Below are 16657 nucleotides of genomic sequence, written 5' to 3'. Positions count from 1 at the left end.
AGCGTACAAACTAAAAGAACAAGGAAAACAGCTTGTCAAAATAGACAAATGGTTCCCCTCTACAAAAACTTGCTCTAACTGTGGTTTTGTAAAAGAAATCAAATTATCAGAGCGCACTTATCGATGTGATTGTGGATTAAACCTTGATAGAGATTATAATTCAGCACTCAATATCAAAAAAGAAGGTATTCACTTATTAGCAAGTGCCTAATGAAAATATAAACTCTTGGAACAAGAGGGTTAGCTTGGTCAATTTCGTCAGCTATCAAAAGTGGCGATTACCCAAGAAGCCCCCACTTCAAGCAACCCGTAAGGGTGGTAAGTGGTGGGAGTAGTTCACAGTCATGATCACCAAAAGCATGAAGAAGTCTCCAATATCACTTTTGTTAAGCGCTTGTCTACTTACTATTGTGATGGTCTTACTGTTCAAGCGCCACATGTGACAGGTTAATGTCATGTGCGGCGCTTGAAGGTATAAATTAGAGAAGCTCGTACTTTTAGGTCAGCCTTTTTACGAGCAAATGCGCATAATGAAACTTAAAAAGCTTCTTGGTCCTCTAGCGGTTATTTTTTGCGCTGCCATAACCAAGAGATGCTTATAATGGAGATGCCCAGCCAAACAAAGCTAAGTGTAGCTCCAGCGATGATGTCAGTAAAGTAATGCACATGTAAAAACACACGACTCATCATAATGTTGAGTATAATCAGCGCAAAAATACTGGTGAGTATCACTTTTAGTAAACGCGTCTGGTGACTAATTGCCACCAAGAAAATAAGAAAACCGTAAAAAGCCATTGCGCCCGTTGCATGTCCACTAGGGAAACTATAGCCTACTCCGTCAAGCGCTTCAATCACATTCGGTCGCTCGCGACCGAAAAATTGTTTGAGTAAGAGAGTCAGTGACGATGTTCCAATCATCGTCATAATAAACATGGTGATGAGAAAACGTTGGTGATAAAACTTACGTAATACACCTACGGTGATCAGCGATGCTAACAGTAAAAACCAAAAAGACCCAAGCTCTGTTATCCAACGATAGAAGGTGTATAATCCTTGTGAATCTGATAAAACAAATATCTCTTCAAAGACTTGATCGATATAAAACCCCTCCCCTTTCAGAACGTCTTCAGCAAGTTCAATGAAGAGCGCCCCTGCAAGGAAAAGCGTTAAGAAACTCAATACAATTAAACATAGTGCACGATTCCTCTTTAAAAATGAGAGAACTTGCTGGGTCATAATTTTCCTGATTGGTGATAAGCGACAACTGTTTCTGCTATCTTACAAATCGTCTGGACAGCTTTTGTCATATCGTTGAGTGAGGCAAACTCGAATTTACCATGGAAATTCTCTCCTCCAGTGAAAATATTAGGTGTTGGAAGTCCCATGTAAGAAAGCTGAGAACCATCGGTACCGCCGCGTATCGGCTCGATGATGGGTTGGATATTTAAAGCGGTCATGGCTTCTTTGGCAACATCAACAATGGCTATCTTCTCGGCAATTTTATTTTTCATATTATAATATTGATCACCCATATCGATGTTGATGGCATGATCACCATATTTTTGCTTGAAGTCACTTACCATATGCATAAGACGCTCTTTACGCTGTTCAAATAAGACTGTATCATGATCACGAATAATGTAATACAGTTCGGCAGTTTCGACATCGCCTGTCATTGATAATAAGTGGAAAAACCCCTCATAGCCCTCCGTGAATTCCGCTGCCTCGGCTTTTGGTAAGCGGTCATGAAAAGCCATCGCCATTTTAGTAGCATGAACCATCTTGTTTTTAGCTGTACCAGGATGGACATTGTTTCCCTGGAATCGTACTTTAGCATAAGCGGCATTAAAACTTTCATATTGCAGTTCCCCAATGGGTCCACCATCAATCGTGTAAGCAAAATCAGCATGAAAGGCAGATACATCAAATTTGTGAGGACCGCGTCCAATTTCTTCGTCTGGGGTGAACGCTACACGTATGTCGCCATGTATGACGTCAGGGTGTTTAATTAAATAATCCATCGCCGTGATAATTTCTGCGACACCAGCTTTATTGTCTGCACCAAGTAGTGTCGTTCCATCGGTTGTAATGAGCGTATGACCGAGATAATTTTTTAATTGAGGGTAGTGAGACGTTTCCATGACGATACGCTTTTGTTTATTTAACACAATATTTTTCCCATCATAGTCAGTTATAACTTGAGGTTGCACATTTTCCCCCGTAAAGTCCGTAGCTGTATCAACATGTGCTAAAAATCCTACAGTTGGAACGTTTGCTGTTGTATTTCCTTTTAACGTAGCAAATAGATAGCCGTTATCATCGAGTGTCACCTCAGACATACCGATGTCTATAAGCTCTTGTTTTAATTGTTTAAGCAATACCCACTGTTTATCTGTAGATGGGCACGCGTCTGAGTGCTCATCTGACTGCGTGTCAATTTTCACATAAGAGATAAAGCGTTGTAATAAATCGTTTTTCATATAAGTTAATCCTCCTAATAGTGTTTTAAATAAGTGTAGCATGAAGTATTTATGAAAAGAAACTATTTAATAAAGGTACGATGTTTTTACACTGGATGCATTTGGCGCTAGTTTGTAGTTATTTAGTGATGACTTGTTTTTGTTTCACAAGCTAAAAACAGTTAAGGTACCTGCTCTTAGATAAAAAACCATCACAAAAGACGTCATAGCCCTTCGCGATGGTTTTAATGTAGCAATTAAATTTAATCAGCATTAAGCCATTGTATTCATAACCCAAGCGGCCCAATCAACAGGGTCATGACTAATAATATTGTCACGGAAGCGCTCGGGTAAGGCGCTAGTTTGTTGACCGCCGATAGCAAGAATTAAATCAGGGAAATCTTGCTTAAGTAAATCAATAAAGTCAATAATTGTATCTAGTTCATTTGAGGTAGTAAGTGAGAAAGCGGCTAAGCTGATATCATGATCCTCAATTAATGTTTTTATATCATCAAGGGGTGTTTTTTCCCCGATGAACAAGACGTCAATTCCATGTTGCTTTAAGAAGATGGAAAACAACAATAATCCGATTTGATGCATCTCATCAACAGGGCATACGGCAATAGCTGTTGCACGTTTTACTTTCACGTCGTAATGATAAAAGTAATGAGCAATTTGTTGCTGGATAAAGTGGCTCATATAATGTTCATCAGCTACCGATAGGATACCTTTCTCCCATTCTTCCCCAATTCGTGTTAATATTGGGATGAAGATCTGATGGAAAAGACGATCAATTTCGATTAACTCTTTTAATTCTTCTACATAGGCGCTCGCTTCATCTAATTGATGGTGTTTAAGGAGTAAGAACAAACCATCAATAAAACGCGGGTAATCTGCAGATGAGACTTGCGCTTTTTTAGTTTGTTTGCGTTTTTGTTCAAGTGCCAGCATAGCTTGTCCAATGGAGAGATGATTATCATTTTTTTGTTTAATTACCCACTGTAAATCCTCTAAATGTTTGTCCGTATATACGCGGGTTCCGCCATCGGTTCTGTCAGGTAAAATAACGCCATAACGGTTCTCCCAAGCCCGTAATGTAATGGGTGAAACCCCTGTTAATTCGGCAATTCGTTTTATTCCGTACACTATAACACCACCTTTTTTCTAAATAAGAATATACGTAATTTAAAAGTACTTGTCTGTAGTTTAGATGTTATTTATCTGTAATTAAACTTTTCTGTCTAGAAAGCATAACATTCGACAAAATAATGTATATTTCTATACAAAAGTTATACAGGTATTATATAATGAATGTAAGAAAAAGTCACGAAAAATACATGGATAAGTAGGAAAGGTGCGGGGAATCATGTTAAATCAATCAGTAAGTGTTATTGGAGCAGGACCTGGTGGTCTCGCGATTGCCATGCAATTATTACATAAAGGATATCAAGTAGATATTTATGAAAAAGCTTCATGTGTAGGAGGAAGAACTTCAAGGTTAACAGTAGGTGACTATCACTTTGATTTAGGTCCAACATTTTATATGATGCCGTCAGTATTAGAAGAAGTTTTTTTTGAAAGTGGCCGTGAGATTAAAAATTACATAGAAATGACAGAAATCGATCCGCTCTATACCTTGAAATTTGGTGATGTTGAATTCCAGCCAAGTAGGAATCACCAAAAGACCTATGAAGAAATTGAACGCATCTTCCCAGGAAATGGAGAGGGCTATTGGCGATTTTTAAAGCGAGAGGGTAAGAAATTTGAGGTGGTCAGTGATCTATTGCGTAAACCGTTCGGTTCGCTCAAAGATTACACTTCTAAAGAAGCGATTCGAGCCCTGCCACACTTAGATGCCTTTGAGACAGTGTATAGTTGTTTATCAAAGTATTTTAGTGACGAGCGTTTAAAGTGGGCCTTTTCATTTCAGTCGAAATATTTAGGTATGTCCGCATGGGAGTGCCCAGGTACCTTTACGATGTTATCATATTTAGAACATTCAGGTGGTTTGTTTCACCCGACTGGCGGTGTGAGCCAAGTGTCAGAAAAGATGGCAGATGTTGTTCTTGAACTTGGTGGCACGATTCATTTAAATACACCGGTGAAGCGTGTTCTTGTGGAAGGTGGAAAGGCGGTAGGCGTTGAATTGGAAAATGGTCAAGTGAAGATAAGTGATGATGTTGTTATTAATGCGGATTTTGGCTATGCGGTGACTCATCTCTTCGATCAAAAAGACTTAAAACGTTATAAGAAAGAGAAAGTTGACAAAAAAGGGGTCTCTTTGTCTACATTTATGTTATATCTAGGCGTTGATCGCCCTCTGGATATACCTCATCATATGATTTTATTTGCCGAAGATTATGAGGAAAATGTCAAAAATGTCACGTCAGGGGGTATACTCTCCAATGATGACTCCATTTATGTGCATAACCCATCAAAACTAGATGCAACTTTAGCGCCATCAGGTAAATCATCACTTTACATCCTTGTTCCAGTGCCCAACTTAGAAGCGGATATTGACTGGGAGAAACAATCGCCGATTTTACGCGAAAAAGTGCTTAATCGATTAGAAAAAGAACCAGGATTAGCAGATTTACGTCAACATATCGAGGTGGAGAAAGTTATTACTCCGAAAAATTGGCAAGATGATTACAACGTATATAAGGGGGCCACATTTAATCTAGCCCATAATTTGTCGCAAATGATGTATTTCCGTCCTCATAATAAATTTGATGATGTTGACCATGTATTTTTGGTTGGTGGGGGGACGCATCCAGGCAGCGGACTACCAACGATTTATCAATCGGCACTCATTAGCGCGCGATTATTAGATGAGCAATATGTCATAAGAAATTAAAGAAAACAAAGTGATTGTAGCGAGACGGTTGTCTCGCTATTTATTCATCGCATTATTAATTGTTGGCGTTGAAGATAGGCATAGCCAGCGTTTAGGACATAGTCGAGAACACTCGCAACTTCAGTCATAGAATGTTGACTATACATCCTGTTGATGATTTTTAATAGTATCTTAATGGTTACCCTTCATCTAAGATCTGAAAGGGTTATTGATGGGGGTTCGTTCAATTGATGTATGAGAAGGGGAGGGAGATGAGTGAGCGAGGCTTACTTATCGCAAAAAATGGCACGTATTGCAGTTGTAGGTGGTGGAATAGGTGGTATAACTGCCGCACTTTATTTGAAGCGTCAAGGACACGACGTCACGTTATACGAGAGGTCTCACAAGCTTGGCGGCCGCTTAACGTATGAAAATAATGAGCGTTTTATTATTGATCAAGGGCCAACTATTGTATTGTTACCGGAATTACTGAAATCAATTTTAAATGACGTAGGATTTACAGAAGATCGATACGAGTTATTACCCATTGATCCCGTCTACGATATTCATTTTAAAGATGGGACAACATTCCGTAAATACCGTGACAAAGAAGCGACAAAAAATGAGATAAACAAGAAGTTTCCTTTTGATGTCAAAGGATTTGAGCGATACTTAGCTGAAATGGAGGACGTCTATCATTTCGGTGTTGGTGCTTTTTTATCGCGTGATTTCCAATCAAAACGAGACTTCTTATCACTAACTAATTTAAAGTTTGTATTGAAATCAAAATCCTATCGAACGGTGACCGATTATTTATCCCGCTTTTTTGATGACCAACGGCTGAGGGATGCCTACAGTTTACAAACGCTCTATATTGGCGGGGCGCCGCATCAAGTACCTGCTTTATATGGGCTTATTTCATATAGTGAACACGCTTTTGGTGTGTGGTACGTTAAAGGTGGATATTATTCACTTATTCCAAAACTAGAGGGATATTTAACTGAGATAGGTGTCGTTGTTAAAAAAGAAGTACCCGTCTCTAAACTTATTGTTGAAAATAATCAGATAAAGGGTTTGGTTGCTTCCGGTGACCAGGTCTTTTATGATAAAGTAGTATATAATGGTGACTATCCGACAATTGAAGGATTAATAGATCAACACAAAGTACTGGAGCGCCCATTAAAGCCATCTAGTGGCTGTGTAATGATCTATTTAGGTCTTTCAAAGCAATACCCCGATCAATTGACGCATCAATTTTTCATGTCGAGAGATTTTAATCATTATATGGAAGATGTTATGCATGCAGATGCGTTACCGAAAGATCCTTCACTTTATGTGTTCAATCCTGCCCCGATTGAACAAACGACAGCTGACCTCAGTACATTATATGTGCTCATACCAGTGCCAACGGTGATAAATCCTACTAAAGAGGCACTTGATGCCTTTGTGAACAAACAGCTTACTTGGTTGGAAGAAGTGGCTTATGAAGGGCTGACTCAACACATTGAGTGGATCAAAGTGCGTACGCCAAGAGATGCTGAAGCGGATGGGTTATATTTAGGCGGCAGTTTTGGAGTCAGTCCACTACTATCTCAATCAGGTGCTTTTCGTCCTCAAGTTGTTCATCCGACAATTAAAGGATTATATGCGGTTGGGGCAAGTGTGCACCCAGGTGGTGGTGTTCCTATTGTAATGCAAGGGGCTAAACTACTCGCAGACGCGATAGATAGAGGAGAATAATCAATGCATTTACAGAAAGACTTGCGTGAACAAGCGAAAGTAATGATGAAACAAGGATCATCGAGCTTTTATCAGGCGTTTAAATTTTTACCACGAAAACAGCGCGAAGCGGTGTATGTTGTCTATTCATTTTGCCGACTAATAGATGACGCAGTGGATGAACCAGAGACATCACCGTATACGATTGATGAGATCAAAACCTACTTTGATGATTTAGATCACGCGGAAGGTCACTTTATTTGGGAAGCATTGCGCTGGGCTTTTCAAGCATTTCCGCTTACGAAAGCGCCCTATTATGTTCAAATGAGTGGACAATTATTAGATTTTGAACAAACTGAGTATCAAACGATGGCAGAGTTAGAAGATTATTGTTACCGTGTCGCTGGCAGTGTCGGTGAAATGCTTATTCCTATCCTACATCCAGAACCGACAGATGAGTTAGTAAAAGCGGGCATTCAGCTAGGTAAAGGAATGCAGATTGTCAATATTATTCGCGATGTCGGACAAGATATGACGTTAAATCGTCGTTACCTGCCAAAGGAAGTGTTTGATCGTCATGGATATACGCTCGATATGTTTCATCAAAAACAAGTGAACGCCTCATTTAAAGCGGTCATTGATGATTTAACAGAGCAAGCGGATCAATGGTTTACAGAAGGTTTGGCTTATATCGATAAATACCCTAAAAAAAGTGCGTTCACTTTAAAGTTGGCAGCACGCTATTATCGAGAAATAATCCAAGTCGTAAAAGAAAATGACTACCAAGTATTCACTCAGCGAGCCATCGTAAAAGATAAACGGAAGTTAGCGTTGTTTAACCAAATAAACCAATGACTTTATCGTTATGCGTAGCATGATGTATGAGAAGGAGGCGACGACCCTATGTCAGAAGAAATTCATAAAAGAAAAGCAGAGCACATCAAATGGTGTCTTACTGATGAGGTGTTAGGTGAAGATATTACGACAGGGTTTGAGAAAGTCCGCTTGATCCATAACGCATTACCAGAAATCAACTTTGATGATGTATCACTAGAGACAACTTTGTTTAATCAAACCCTAAAAACCCCGTTTTTAATTAGTTCAATGACAGGTGGAGCCGCCCTTGCGGGAAGTATTAATGAACATTTAGCAAGAGCGTGTGAGGATAGAGGATGGGCATTTGCGCTCGGTTCGACCCGTGCGTTAATTGAAGATGAACAATTTAAGCAATCATTTAAAGTACGCCCCTTTGCGCCGACGATTCCTATCATTGCTAATTTGGGGGCTGTTCAACTTAACTATGGTTTTACTGAAGTCATGTGTCAAACCATTGTTGACCAAACGGAAGCAACAGCACTTGTTCTTCATTTAAACTCCATTCAAGAGTTGATTCAAACAGGTGGCGATACAAATTTTGAACACTTAATTCCAAAGATCGCAGCACTGATTCAGGTCCTTGATGTGCCTGTCGGTGTGAAGGAAGTTGGTTTTGGTATCGATGGAGAACTTGCTAAGCGACTAGAGTCGATTGGTGTTCAGTTTATTGATGTTGCAGGAGCTGGTGGCACTAGTTGGTCTCAAGTAGAAAAACTTCGTTCTCATGATCCGATAAAAAAGCAAGCGGCTGAAGCATTTTCGTCTTGGGGAATCCCAACAGTTGAGAGTCTTCGGGCGGTAAGGTCTCATGTTGCAGTACCGGTTTTTGCTTCTGGAGGCATGCGTAATGGGGTTGATGCTGCTAAAGCTCTTGGGCTAGGTGCAGATGTCGTTGGTTACGCGCGCGGTATCTTGAAAGAAGCGACAGATTCTGTCGATGCTGTTATAGAGACGATGGCAGTGAGGGAATTAGAACTTAAGATGGCGATGTTTGGTTTAGGGCATGCATCAATTGAAGCGCTCAAGCAGTCACCGCGTGTTATTCTGAGTTAAGGTGTGGTATACTAACGAAAAATCGACGTGTTTTTCGTAGGAGGATTATATGAAAAAAATTATGACAATATTGATGATAGGTTATATCATCGTATTATTTAATATTGATGTATTTGGTTTTGATTTATTGTTTGATAGTGTTGGATATGGTTTAATAGCCTTTAGTTTTCATCAATACAATCAAAAACAAGGGATGAATTTACAGCTTATTTATCCCATTGTTGGTGCCATTCTAGTTTTAATTAATACGTTTGCGATCTCTGATTATCTAAGTGATATAGCAACGCTAAGTTGGGTTATTACACGTGCGTTTCACTTGATGACACTGCTTGAAATTTTTAAATTATTACATAGTAGAGCGACGGCACACGAAGATCGGGGGTATATTGACGGTGTAACCAACTTGCGCAAAGGCTATTTTGTGGCCTTTAGTTTAAGTTTCATCGTGAATTTACTCGTTGTTTTTGTTCAAGTAGAAATTTTGGCTGTCATTGCATTGGCACTTGTAGTTATGCTTATTGTTTTTGAAGTCATGCTACTCTTTAGAATTAATAAGTTCCGTTCATTGGAGGTTATTTAGGATGACATTTTTAATCGAGCCAGAAACGTTATTAAAATCTATCGATGAATATACGATTATTGATACAAGATTCGAATTATTAGATCCCTCAAAAGGGAGAGAACTTTTCCAAACATCGCACATACCCGGAGCCGTCTATTTTGATTTAAATAAAGATTTATCCGGTGTACAAAAAAAGCATGGGGGCAATCATCCGTTACCGGATGAAGTTGTATTTATTGAGAAATTGCGCCAAATTGGCGTTGCAAATGATACTAAAGTAGTTATTTATGACCAAGGCAACGCCATGTTTGCCGCGCGTTTGTATTGGTTGTTTGATCATTACCAGCATCCGACCGTCTATGTTTTAAATGGAGGTTTTGATCGCTGGGAGAAACTGAATTACCCAGTTACAAATGTTGTCAGACGAAAAGAAAAATCAACAACGCCATTTGTTAGAAATAACGAACTGGTCGTGGATATTGACTACGTGATTGAGCATAAAGATGACTTTAATATTACTTTAACTGATGCGAGAAGTTTAGAACGTTATTTAGGACTGACTGAACCGTTGTATCATAAAAAAGGGCATATACCTGGCGCTAAATGTTATGACTGGCAGCAAGTACTTAATGAAGATGGGACTTGGAAGACAAAAAGTGAACTCGAATCTGTGTTTAAAGACTTAAGCAAAGAGGACGAAATTATTTTGTCTTGTGGGTCAGGTGTGTCTGCTTGTATGAATTATCTGGCTTTAAAATTTCTAGGTTATAAAAATGTAAAGCTCTATCCAGGCAGTTTTAGTGACTGGATTAGCTACCCGGAACTACCGGTAGAAAAAGAATAAACATGTTTAACTGACATGCCCCTTAGAAAATATTTTCTGAGGGGCATAAAGTTTCTAAGGGTAGTTAGACGCTCAATGTTGAATCTCGATAGGACGAATCATGGTGTGAGTACAATTCGGTGTAATTTTTTGATTATTTAAAAAACATATACCCTAAACTGTTTGTATATGATATAATAATCGTCATATATTCTGAAAATTTAAAAAAGACAAACAATAAAGGGGAGATAATAATTGAAGAAATGGATAGGGATGATGATCGTAGTGATTATTGCTGTGATTGTGACAGGATGCGGCACAGCTGATGAAGAAACGAATGCGGAACCAAATAAAGAGGGGGATGCAGTAAATGAAGGAACAACTTACACTATTGGTGCGAGTCAATTTGTTGAACACCCGTCACTTGATGCGGCGTTTGACGGATTCAAGCAAGCGCTAAGTGACAGAGGACTAACTGTTGAGTATAATTTTCAAAGTGCTCAAGCAGATCAAACAAATGCTTTGACTATTGCGCAGAGCTTTAGTTCTGATCAAGTAGATCTTATTTTTGCGAATGCAACACCGAGTGCTTTAACTGCACTACAGGCAACTAAAGACATTCCCATTGTCTTTACATCTGTAACGGACGCGGTAAGTGCTGGATTGGTTAATGCGATGGATGAACCAGGAGACAATATTACCGGTGTTGTCGATATGCACCCAGAAGCTGTGCAACATACGGTTGATTTCATAAATGAATACTTTGAAGGTGCTACAGTAGGATTGATATATAACACAGGTGAACAAAATTCAGTTGTACAAATTGAGGCGGTAAAAAAAGCAGCCGAAGGAACAAGCTTATCAGTTGTTGAACGTACAGTGTCGACCTCAGCAGAAGTACAACAGGCAGCCACCTCTCTTGTTGGTGAAGCAGATGTCTTATATATTGTCACAGATAATACAGTTGTTTCAGCGCTTGAAAGTGTTGTCGGTGTAGCAAATGAGCAAGATATTCCGCTTGTCGTCGGTGAACCAGATTCATTGGCACGTGGAGGATTTGCGACGTTTGGGATTGATTACTATACTATTGGGTATCGTTCAGGTGAGATGGCAGCAGATATATTAACTGGGGAAAAACAGCCAAATGAAATTGCGGTAGAGTACCCGCCTGAAATGAAATTATTTATTAATAAAGATGCAGCAACTGAACAAAATATCGTCTGGCAAGACGCTTGGGATGAAGAAGCGGCCACTGAATAAAAAGATAAAAAGAACGGTCGACTAAACAAGCTTATCGTTGTGTTTAGTCGATTTTCTTATTAAGAAGGGGAGTTATTATGTTTATTTCGATGTTTAACGCCGTTGAATCGGGAATTATCTTTGCGATTATGGCACTCGGGGTCTACTTGTCATTTAGAATTTTAGACTTTCCTGACTTGACAGTCGATGGAAGCTTTGTAACGGGTGCAGCCGTATCAGCATTACTTATTGTTAACGGTATGCCAACAGGTGTGGCTATTTTTGCGGCCTTACTTGCTGGATTTATTGCTGGTAGTATAACGGGTTTATTAAATACGAAAGGAAAAGTAAACCCGCTTTTATCAGGGATTTTAATGATGACTGCACTCTATTCAATAAACTTGCGCATTATGGGGCAGTCAAATATCCCCCTACTTAATCAAGACACATTTTTTACGCAATTAAGATCGGTTTTTGAGCGCCTGGGTATTGATCAATTACTTGATCAAGGCCTAACGACGGTAGGTGTTGAACGGCTACCGTCAACGTACTCTGCACTTATTATTATGCTACTTGTTACATTTATGATTAAATTTATTACCGATTACTTCTTAAAGACAGAAGTTGGCTTAGCTCTCCGGGCGATTGGAGATAATGAACAAATGATTCGTAGCTTCTCAGCTAACACAGATCACTTAAAAGTTTTAGGTTTAGGTGTATCAAATGGTTTAGTGGCTTTATCTGGTGGTCTCTATGCGCAATTTACAGGATTCTCAGATTTAAATATGGGTATTGGGATGATTGTTATTGGTCTTGCTTCTGTCATTATTGGAGAGTCAATTGTCGGTACGAAGACGATTGGTCGGACAACACTTGCTGTTGTTGTAGGAGCGGTCATTTATCGTATGGTTATTACACTGGCCATTCGTTCTGATTTCTTAGATAATGGAGATACTAAATTAATTACAGCACTCTTAGTTGTATTAGCGTTAGTTGTTCCGAAAGTTATTGAAACGGTTAAAGAAAGTAGCCGTAAGCGCAAGAAGCGCCACGCATTAAATCAACAAGTAAGGAGGGGTGCCTAATGTTACGTGTTGAAAATTTATCGGTGACTTTTAATGAAGGAACCCCGGATGAAAAAAAAGCGTTACAAGACATTCAGCTTGAACTCAAACAAGGTGACTTTGTTACAGTGATTGGGAGTAACGGGGCGGGGAAATCCACATTAATGAATATGATTTCTGGTGCGTTGTTCCCGGATGTTGGGATGATTGAGATAAACGATCAAAATGTGACAACTTTAAGAGAGCATAAGCGAGCTAAACAAATTGGTCGCGTTTTTCAAGACCCAATGGCGGGCACTTCACCAAAGATGACCATTGAGGAAAATTTAGCAATTGCTTATGCCCGTAATAAGACGCGAACGCTTAAGCCAGGTTCAAATAAAAAAAGACGAGAATTATTTAAAAGTGAATTGCAGCGACTGCATTTAGGATTGGAGCATCGTTTGTCAGCAAAAGTAGGCTTACTTTCTGGTGGTGAACGGCAAGCGTTATCGCTTCTTATGGCAACATTTACTCAACCAGATATTCTCCTACTAGATGAACATACAGCGGCTCTAGATCCTTCACGAGCAGAACTAATTACAACATTAACAGGAGAAATTGTAGCAGAAACAGGCTTGACGACATTAATGGTTACACACAATATGCAACAAGCACTTGATTTAGGCAATCGTCTGATTATGATGGATAAGGGTCAAATTATTCTCGATATTGATGGTGCGAAAAAACAAGCGTTAACCATTGAAAAATTATTGCAAGAATTCCAACGTATTCGTGGTAAGCAGATGGATAATGATCGTGCCATTCTTGGTTAACTATTCGTGATACCTTGGATGAAGCAGACATAGATAAGAGAAAGAAGGGAATATAATGAAGTACGGTTTTGCCGATCGTGTCCGATATTTCGACTCGTCAGCGGTACGGGACATATTAAAAGTAGTTAATAAGGGTGATGTTATTTCCTTTGCTGGAGGGTTACCAGATGAAGGGCTTTTTCCTGTAGAAGCGGTTGATAAAGCCTTTCATAAAGCGATTTGTTCAGGGAATAAGGCGTTACAATATGCCGAGACAGAAGGTTTATTAGCACTTAAAGAGCTGTTAGCTCAGCGGATGCTAAAAAAAGGAATTGAAAAAGACCCAAATGATATTTTAATTACATCCGGCTCTCAACAAGCAATTGATTTATTCTCGCGGGTAATGTTTAATCCTGGCGATGTTATTTTAACAGAGAACCCAACCTATCTTGCTGCACTGCAAGTTTTTAGTTCTTATGAAACAACGGTCATACCAATAGATTCGGATGAGGATGGTATGATTGAAGAGGACTTAGAAGATAAAATAAAAACATATAAACCTAAGTGTATTTATGTTGTTCCGACATTTTCAAATCCTGGTGGTAAAGTTTGGTCCCAACAAAGAAGAGAGATGTTACTCGCCTTGGCTGAGAAATATCATGTTGTCATTATGGAAGACGATCCTTATGGAGATATTCAATTTGATCCAGCCTCGATGCCAGATAGCCTCGCGGCAATGGATAAAGGGAATGAGTATGTAATATATACGAGTACAATTTCTAAAACTGTTGTGCCTGCCATGCGTCTCGGTTGGATTACAGGACCGCACCAAATCGTGCGTTTAATTGCTCAAGCAAAACAAGCGGCAGATTTGCATACGAATTCTATCAGTCAACATGCGCTCGTTCACTTGTTAAATGACTATGACTTAGATGCGCATATTGAAACAATTCGGGCGACATACAAAGAACGAATGCTCATCATGAAGCGGTGCTTAGATGAAGCAAAGATAGAAGGATTAACATATTTAGAACCTAAAGGGGGCATGTTCTTCTGGGTGACGCTACCAGATTATATGAATCCGGAAGCGTTACTACCTATAGCGGTAGAAAATGGTGTCGCATTTGTACCTGGACAGCCGTTTTATGTTGATAAGAAGAAACGTTCAACGATGCGTTTGAATTTCACGAATAGTTCTCCAGAATTAATTGAAGAAGGAATGAAACGACTAACGGCGGTTTTATCAACTGTACACATATAAAAAAGTGCCTAGTCAACGGTGACTAGGCTTTACTTTTTCCTGAAGAGTCTCTCAATAAATGTCGGTTTTGATTTTTTAGCAATCTCAACATGTTCATCAGGCGTCGCTTCCTTAAAAAAGATCTCCGTTAAGTCTACGGCATGATTATAGGCAACGACCACACCATAAGCATGTTGATTCGATTCTTCATCAATAATGGTATAATTTTTTTCGTGTTTCAAAGCGATTCGGCGATAAGGGCTAAGTGTATTAAGTGAGTGCTGAGAATTAAATAAAATTGCGGCGTCGGGGTGCTTAGTGATCGCTTCAGAAAACGCTTGAATACCTTGTTGTTTATTTACCTGATCTTGTGTTAAAACAAAAGCTGCACGTTCTCTTAAGCTACCTAGGAATAAACGACGTTCATCTGGTTTTATCTGATTGGCGCCGTACATACCTTCTTTTAAATAGTCATCGATATTTTTTGACATGATCCTCACCTCATAATCAGTATAACATGAATCGTTAAATAAGTTACGCGCATAAGTTGTATGGGAAAATACTAAGAAAAATGGAGGAGAAGCCAATGATTGAATTGAAACATGTCGGTTTACTTAGGCAGGGTAAATGGATTTTACACGATATAAACTGGACAGCACGTGAAGGTGAACAGTGGGTGATTTTAGGTTTAAATGGTGCGGGGAAAACAGCGTTACTTCATATGCTTAGTGCCTTTCATTTCCCTGCCACTGGGAATGTTACGGTACTTGATAGGCGTTTTGGGAAAGACCCATTAGGTGAAGATCTAAGGCAAGAGATTGGTCTTGTCTCGCAAACATTAAAACAACGCTTTTATGTTGAAGATACGGCTTATCAGATTGTCTTAAGCGGAGGGTTTAACTCGATTGGTTTATATAAAACACCGACTGACCTGATGCGGGCTAAGGCTAAAAAATTACTAAGGGATGTGGGAATGTTTCATCACGCTGATCAGCCTTATGATAAGCTATCTCAAGGAGAAAAGCAGCGTGTGATGATTGCCCGTAGTTTGATGCGTGATCCTAAATTATTGATTTTAGATGAGCCAACGACTGGTTTAGATTTTATAGCGAAAGAACAATTGCTTGAAACAATTACGGCCATTATCCATAAGGAAAACCCACCAATGGTTCTTTATGTTACGCATCATATTGATGAGATTCTACCTATATATACTCATGTGTTAATGTTGAAAGAAGGAAAAATATTTAAAAAAGGGGAAAGAGACACGCTTATAAATGAGGAGAGTTTATCGGCTTTCATTAATCTACCAATAGAAATTAAATGGCATCATCAACGTCCGTACTTAATAAAGAGATAATTGAATCAATTATTGAGTGAATATTATTTAAGAGAAGTGGCGGAGTTGTCAGGTATCGCTTCTTTTTCATTATGTTATTTGACTTTACAGACATTGTTCATTTATTCACTAAAAAGTATCAAATGTAAGCGTTTACCAACTGTGTTAATCAACGTAATTACAAAAGATAACACAGGGAAAAGCGAGAAAAACTGACGGGTTTAAAAACATCAGAGAACATAAACGTTGATATATCAACGTTTATACTTTTTAAACTTATTTGTAAGCGTTTAATGTGAAACATTTCACAAACCTGTCACATTTTCATTGTTTTGAAAGCGCATACAGATGATATGATGTAATCAGAAAGAACGAGGGGGGTATAAAATGATATTAACAGAGTGGAAAGACTTTGGTACTGATGCTGAATTTTATACGCAAGAGAGTTTTGAAGAATATGTCGGTGACAAATTCGAAGCTATGTGCTTAGAAGATGGAAAAGACATTCCGAATTTCATTTGGACAGATCAGCATGTTGTATTAATTAAAAACAACACGCGAATGTTTAATGATGTGTCGTTCATAAAAATTCCCCGTAACCCGTCGGTCATGAATTTAGTTTAATTTTTTTGAGTAAAAATGCTCAATATTTC

At 38.9% G+C, this 16657-nt stretch carries 18 protein-coding genes; 14 read left to right on the top strand and 4 right to left on the bottom strand.

Annotated elements, in window-relative coordinates; genetic code table 11:
• A partial coding sequence (locus BM163_RS11095) for a zinc ribbon domain-containing protein (protein ID WP_143088225.1) occupies positions 1 to 211 on the top strand: 211 nt, incomplete at its 5' end.
• A 114-nt stretch (positions 212 to 325) separates the two neighbouring features.
• Positions 326 to 451 carry a hypothetical protein gene (locus BM163_RS14045; RefSeq protein ID WP_258390172.1) on the top strand — a complete coding sequence of 42 codons (126 nt, stop codon included), beginning with the start codon at positions 326 to 328 and terminating at the stop codon, positions 449 to 451.
• A gap of 113 nt (positions 452 to 564) precedes the next feature.
• Here the strand turns inward: BM163_RS14045 and BM163_RS11090 are convergent, their stop codons facing one another.
• The 3 genes from BM163_RS11090 to BM163_RS11080 all read right to left on the bottom strand — a co-directional run bounded on the left by BM163_RS11090 (position 565) and on the right by BM163_RS11080 (position 3605).
• Entirely contained in the window at positions 565 to 1236 is a 672-nt protein-coding gene (locus BM163_RS11090; protein ID WP_089803130.1) for a phosphatase PAP2 family protein, read from the bottom strand.
• Positions 1233 to 2480: a peptidase T gene (pepT, locus tag BM163_RS11085; RefSeq protein ID WP_089803128.1), complete on the bottom strand. Its 1248-nt coding sequence runs from the start codon at positions 2478 to 2480 to the stop codon at positions 1233 to 1235. Before pepT ends, BM163_RS11090 begins: the two co-directional genes overlap by 4 nt.
• A 252-nt stretch (positions 2481 to 2732) precedes the next feature.
• Positions 2733 to 3605, bottom strand: a complete 873-nt coding sequence (locus BM163_RS11080; RefSeq protein ID WP_089803126.1) for a MerR family transcriptional regulator — start codon at positions 3603 to 3605, stop codon at positions 2733 to 2735.
• Positions 3606 to 3825: 220 nt separating this feature from the next.
• On the opposite strand from BM163_RS11080, the gene BM163_RS11075 reads away from it, so the two are divergent.
• From BM163_RS11075 to BM163_RS11030, 10 genes are all read left to right on the top strand, one after another.
• Positions 3826 to 5316: a phytoene desaturase family protein gene (locus tag BM163_RS11075; protein ID WP_089803124.1), complete on the top strand. Its 1491-nt coding sequence runs from the start codon at positions 3826 to 3828 to the stop codon at positions 5314 to 5316.
• 255 nt (positions 5317 to 5571) lie between these two features.
• The gene (locus BM163_RS11070; protein WP_089803122.1) at positions 5572 to 7035 is read left to right on the top strand and encodes a phytoene desaturase family protein; all 1464 of its coding nucleotides are present in this window, start codon (positions 5572 to 5574) and stop codon (positions 7033 to 7035) included.
• A 3-nt stretch (positions 7036 to 7038) separates the two neighbouring features.
• Positions 7039 to 7869 (top strand): phytoene/squalene synthase family protein, encoded by an 831-nt coding sequence (locus BM163_RS11065; RefSeq protein WP_089803120.1) that lies wholly within the window; start codon positions 7039 to 7041, stop codon positions 7867 to 7869.
• A 48-nt stretch (positions 7870 to 7917) separates the two neighbouring features.
• Positions 7918 to 8943, top strand: a complete 1026-nt coding sequence (gene fni, locus BM163_RS11060; RefSeq protein WP_089803118.1) for a type 2 isopentenyl-diphosphate Delta-isomerase — start codon at positions 7918 to 7920, stop codon at positions 8941 to 8943.
• Positions 8944 to 8992: 49 nt separating this feature from the next.
• The gene (locus BM163_RS11055; protein WP_089803116.1) at positions 8993 to 9523 is read left to right on the top strand and encodes a hypothetical protein; all 531 of its coding nucleotides are present in this window, start codon (positions 8993 to 8995) and stop codon (positions 9521 to 9523) included.
• A 1-nt stretch (position 9524) separates the two neighbouring features.
• Positions 9525 to 10349, top strand: coding sequence for a sulfurtransferase (locus BM163_RS11050; protein WP_089803114.1), 825 nt, complete (start codon positions 9525 to 9527; stop codon positions 10347 to 10349).
• Positions 10350 to 10583: 234 nt separating this feature from the next.
• On the top strand, positions 10584 to 11588 hold the full coding sequence (locus BM163_RS11045; RefSeq protein WP_229675560.1) for an ABC transporter substrate-binding protein: 1005 nt from the start codon (positions 10584 to 10586) through the stop codon (positions 11586 to 11588).
• Positions 11589 to 11665: 77 nt separating this feature from the next.
• Positions 11666 to 12652: an ABC transporter permease gene (locus BM163_RS11040; protein WP_089803112.1), complete on the top strand. Its 987-nt coding sequence runs from the start codon at positions 11666 to 11668 to the stop codon at positions 12650 to 12652.
• A complete protein-coding gene (locus BM163_RS11035) occupies positions 12652 to 13446 on the top strand; it encodes an ABC transporter ATP-binding protein (RefSeq protein ID WP_089803110.1) in 795 nt (264 codons plus the stop codon). Before BM163_RS11040 ends, BM163_RS11035 begins: the two co-directional genes overlap by 1 nt.
• A gap of 55 nt (positions 13447 to 13501) precedes the next feature.
• Complete coding sequence (locus BM163_RS11030) at positions 13502 to 14686, top strand: aminotransferase-like domain-containing protein (RefSeq protein WP_089803108.1); 1185 nt, start codon at positions 13502 to 13504, stop codon at positions 14684 to 14686.
• Between the two features lie 29 nt (positions 14687 to 14715).
• Here BM163_RS11030 and BM163_RS11025 read toward each other — a convergent pair whose 3' ends face one another.
• Positions 14716 to 15156, bottom strand: a complete 441-nt coding sequence (locus tag BM163_RS11025) for a YueI family protein (protein ID WP_089803106.1) — start codon at positions 15154 to 15156, stop codon at positions 14716 to 14718.
• Between the two features lie 95 nt (positions 15157 to 15251).
• Here BM163_RS11025 and BM163_RS11020 point away from each other — a divergent pair, with 95 nt between their 5' ends.
• Both BM163_RS11020 and BM163_RS11015 read left to right on the top strand, forming a co-directional pair.
• A complete protein-coding gene (locus BM163_RS11020; protein ID WP_089803104.1) occupies positions 15252 to 16025 on the top strand; it encodes an ABC transporter ATP-binding protein in 774 nt (257 codons plus the stop codon).
• A gap of 366 nt (positions 16026 to 16391) precedes the next feature.
• Positions 16392 to 16628 carry a hypothetical protein gene (locus BM163_RS11015; RefSeq protein ID WP_089803102.1) on the top strand — a complete coding sequence of 79 codons (237 nt, stop codon included), beginning with the start codon at positions 16392 to 16394 and terminating at the stop codon, positions 16626 to 16628.
• The last annotated feature ends 29 nt before the right edge of the window (positions 16629 to 16657 follow it).

This window comes from Halolactibacillus alkaliphilus (assembly GCF_900115465.1).
Lineage (GTDB): Bacteria > Bacillota > Bacilli > Bacillales > Amphibacillaceae > Halolactibacillus > Halolactibacillus alkaliphilus.
This window is presented reverse-complemented; position numbering and strand designations above follow the sequence as displayed.

Excerpts from the sequence above, each read along its gene's own strand:
- BM163_RS11090 (WP_089803130.1), bottom strand. The coding sequence starts at position 1,236 with ATGACCCAGCAAGTTCTCTCATTTTTAAAGAGGAATCGTGCACTATGT.
- pepT (WP_089803128.1), bottom strand. The coding sequence starts at position 2,480 with ATGAAAAACGATTTATTACAACGCTTTATCTCTTATGTGAAAATTGAC.
- BM163_RS11075 (WP_089803124.1), top strand. The coding sequence starts at position 3,826 with ATGTTAAATCAATCAGTAAGTGTTATTGGAGCAGGACCTGGTGGTCTC.
- BM163_RS11065 (WP_089803120.1), top strand. The coding sequence starts at position 7,039 with ATGCATTTACAGAAAGACTTGCGTGAACAAGCGAAAGTAATGATGAAA.
- fni (WP_089803118.1), top strand. The coding sequence starts at position 7,918 with ATGTCAGAAGAAATTCATAAAAGAAAAGCAGAGCACATCAAATGGTGT.
- BM163_RS11055 (WP_089803116.1), top strand. The coding sequence starts at position 8,993 with ATGAAAAAAATTATGACAATATTGATGATAGGTTATATCATCGTATTA.
- BM163_RS11050 (WP_089803114.1), top strand. The coding sequence starts at position 9,525 with ATGACATTTTTAATCGAGCCAGAAACGTTATTAAAATCTATCGATGAA.
- BM163_RS11040 (WP_089803112.1), top strand. The coding sequence starts at position 11,666 with ATGTTTATTTCGATGTTTAACGCCGTTGAATCGGGAATTATCTTTGCG.
- BM163_RS11035 (WP_089803110.1), top strand. The coding sequence starts at position 12,652 with ATGTTACGTGTTGAAAATTTATCGGTGACTTTTAATGAAGGAACCCCG.
- BM163_RS11030 (WP_089803108.1), top strand. The coding sequence starts at position 13,502 with ATGAAGTACGGTTTTGCCGATCGTGTCCGATATTTCGACTCGTCAGCG.
- BM163_RS11025 (WP_089803106.1), bottom strand. The coding sequence starts at position 15,156 with ATGTCAAAAAATATCGATGACTATTTAAAAGAAGGTATGTACGGCGCC.
- BM163_RS11020 (WP_089803104.1), top strand. The coding sequence starts at position 15,252 with ATGATTGAATTGAAACATGTCGGTTTACTTAGGCAGGGTAAATGGATT.
- BM163_RS11015 (WP_089803102.1), top strand. The coding sequence starts at position 16,392 with ATGATATTAACAGAGTGGAAAGACTTTGGTACTGATGCTGAATTTTAT.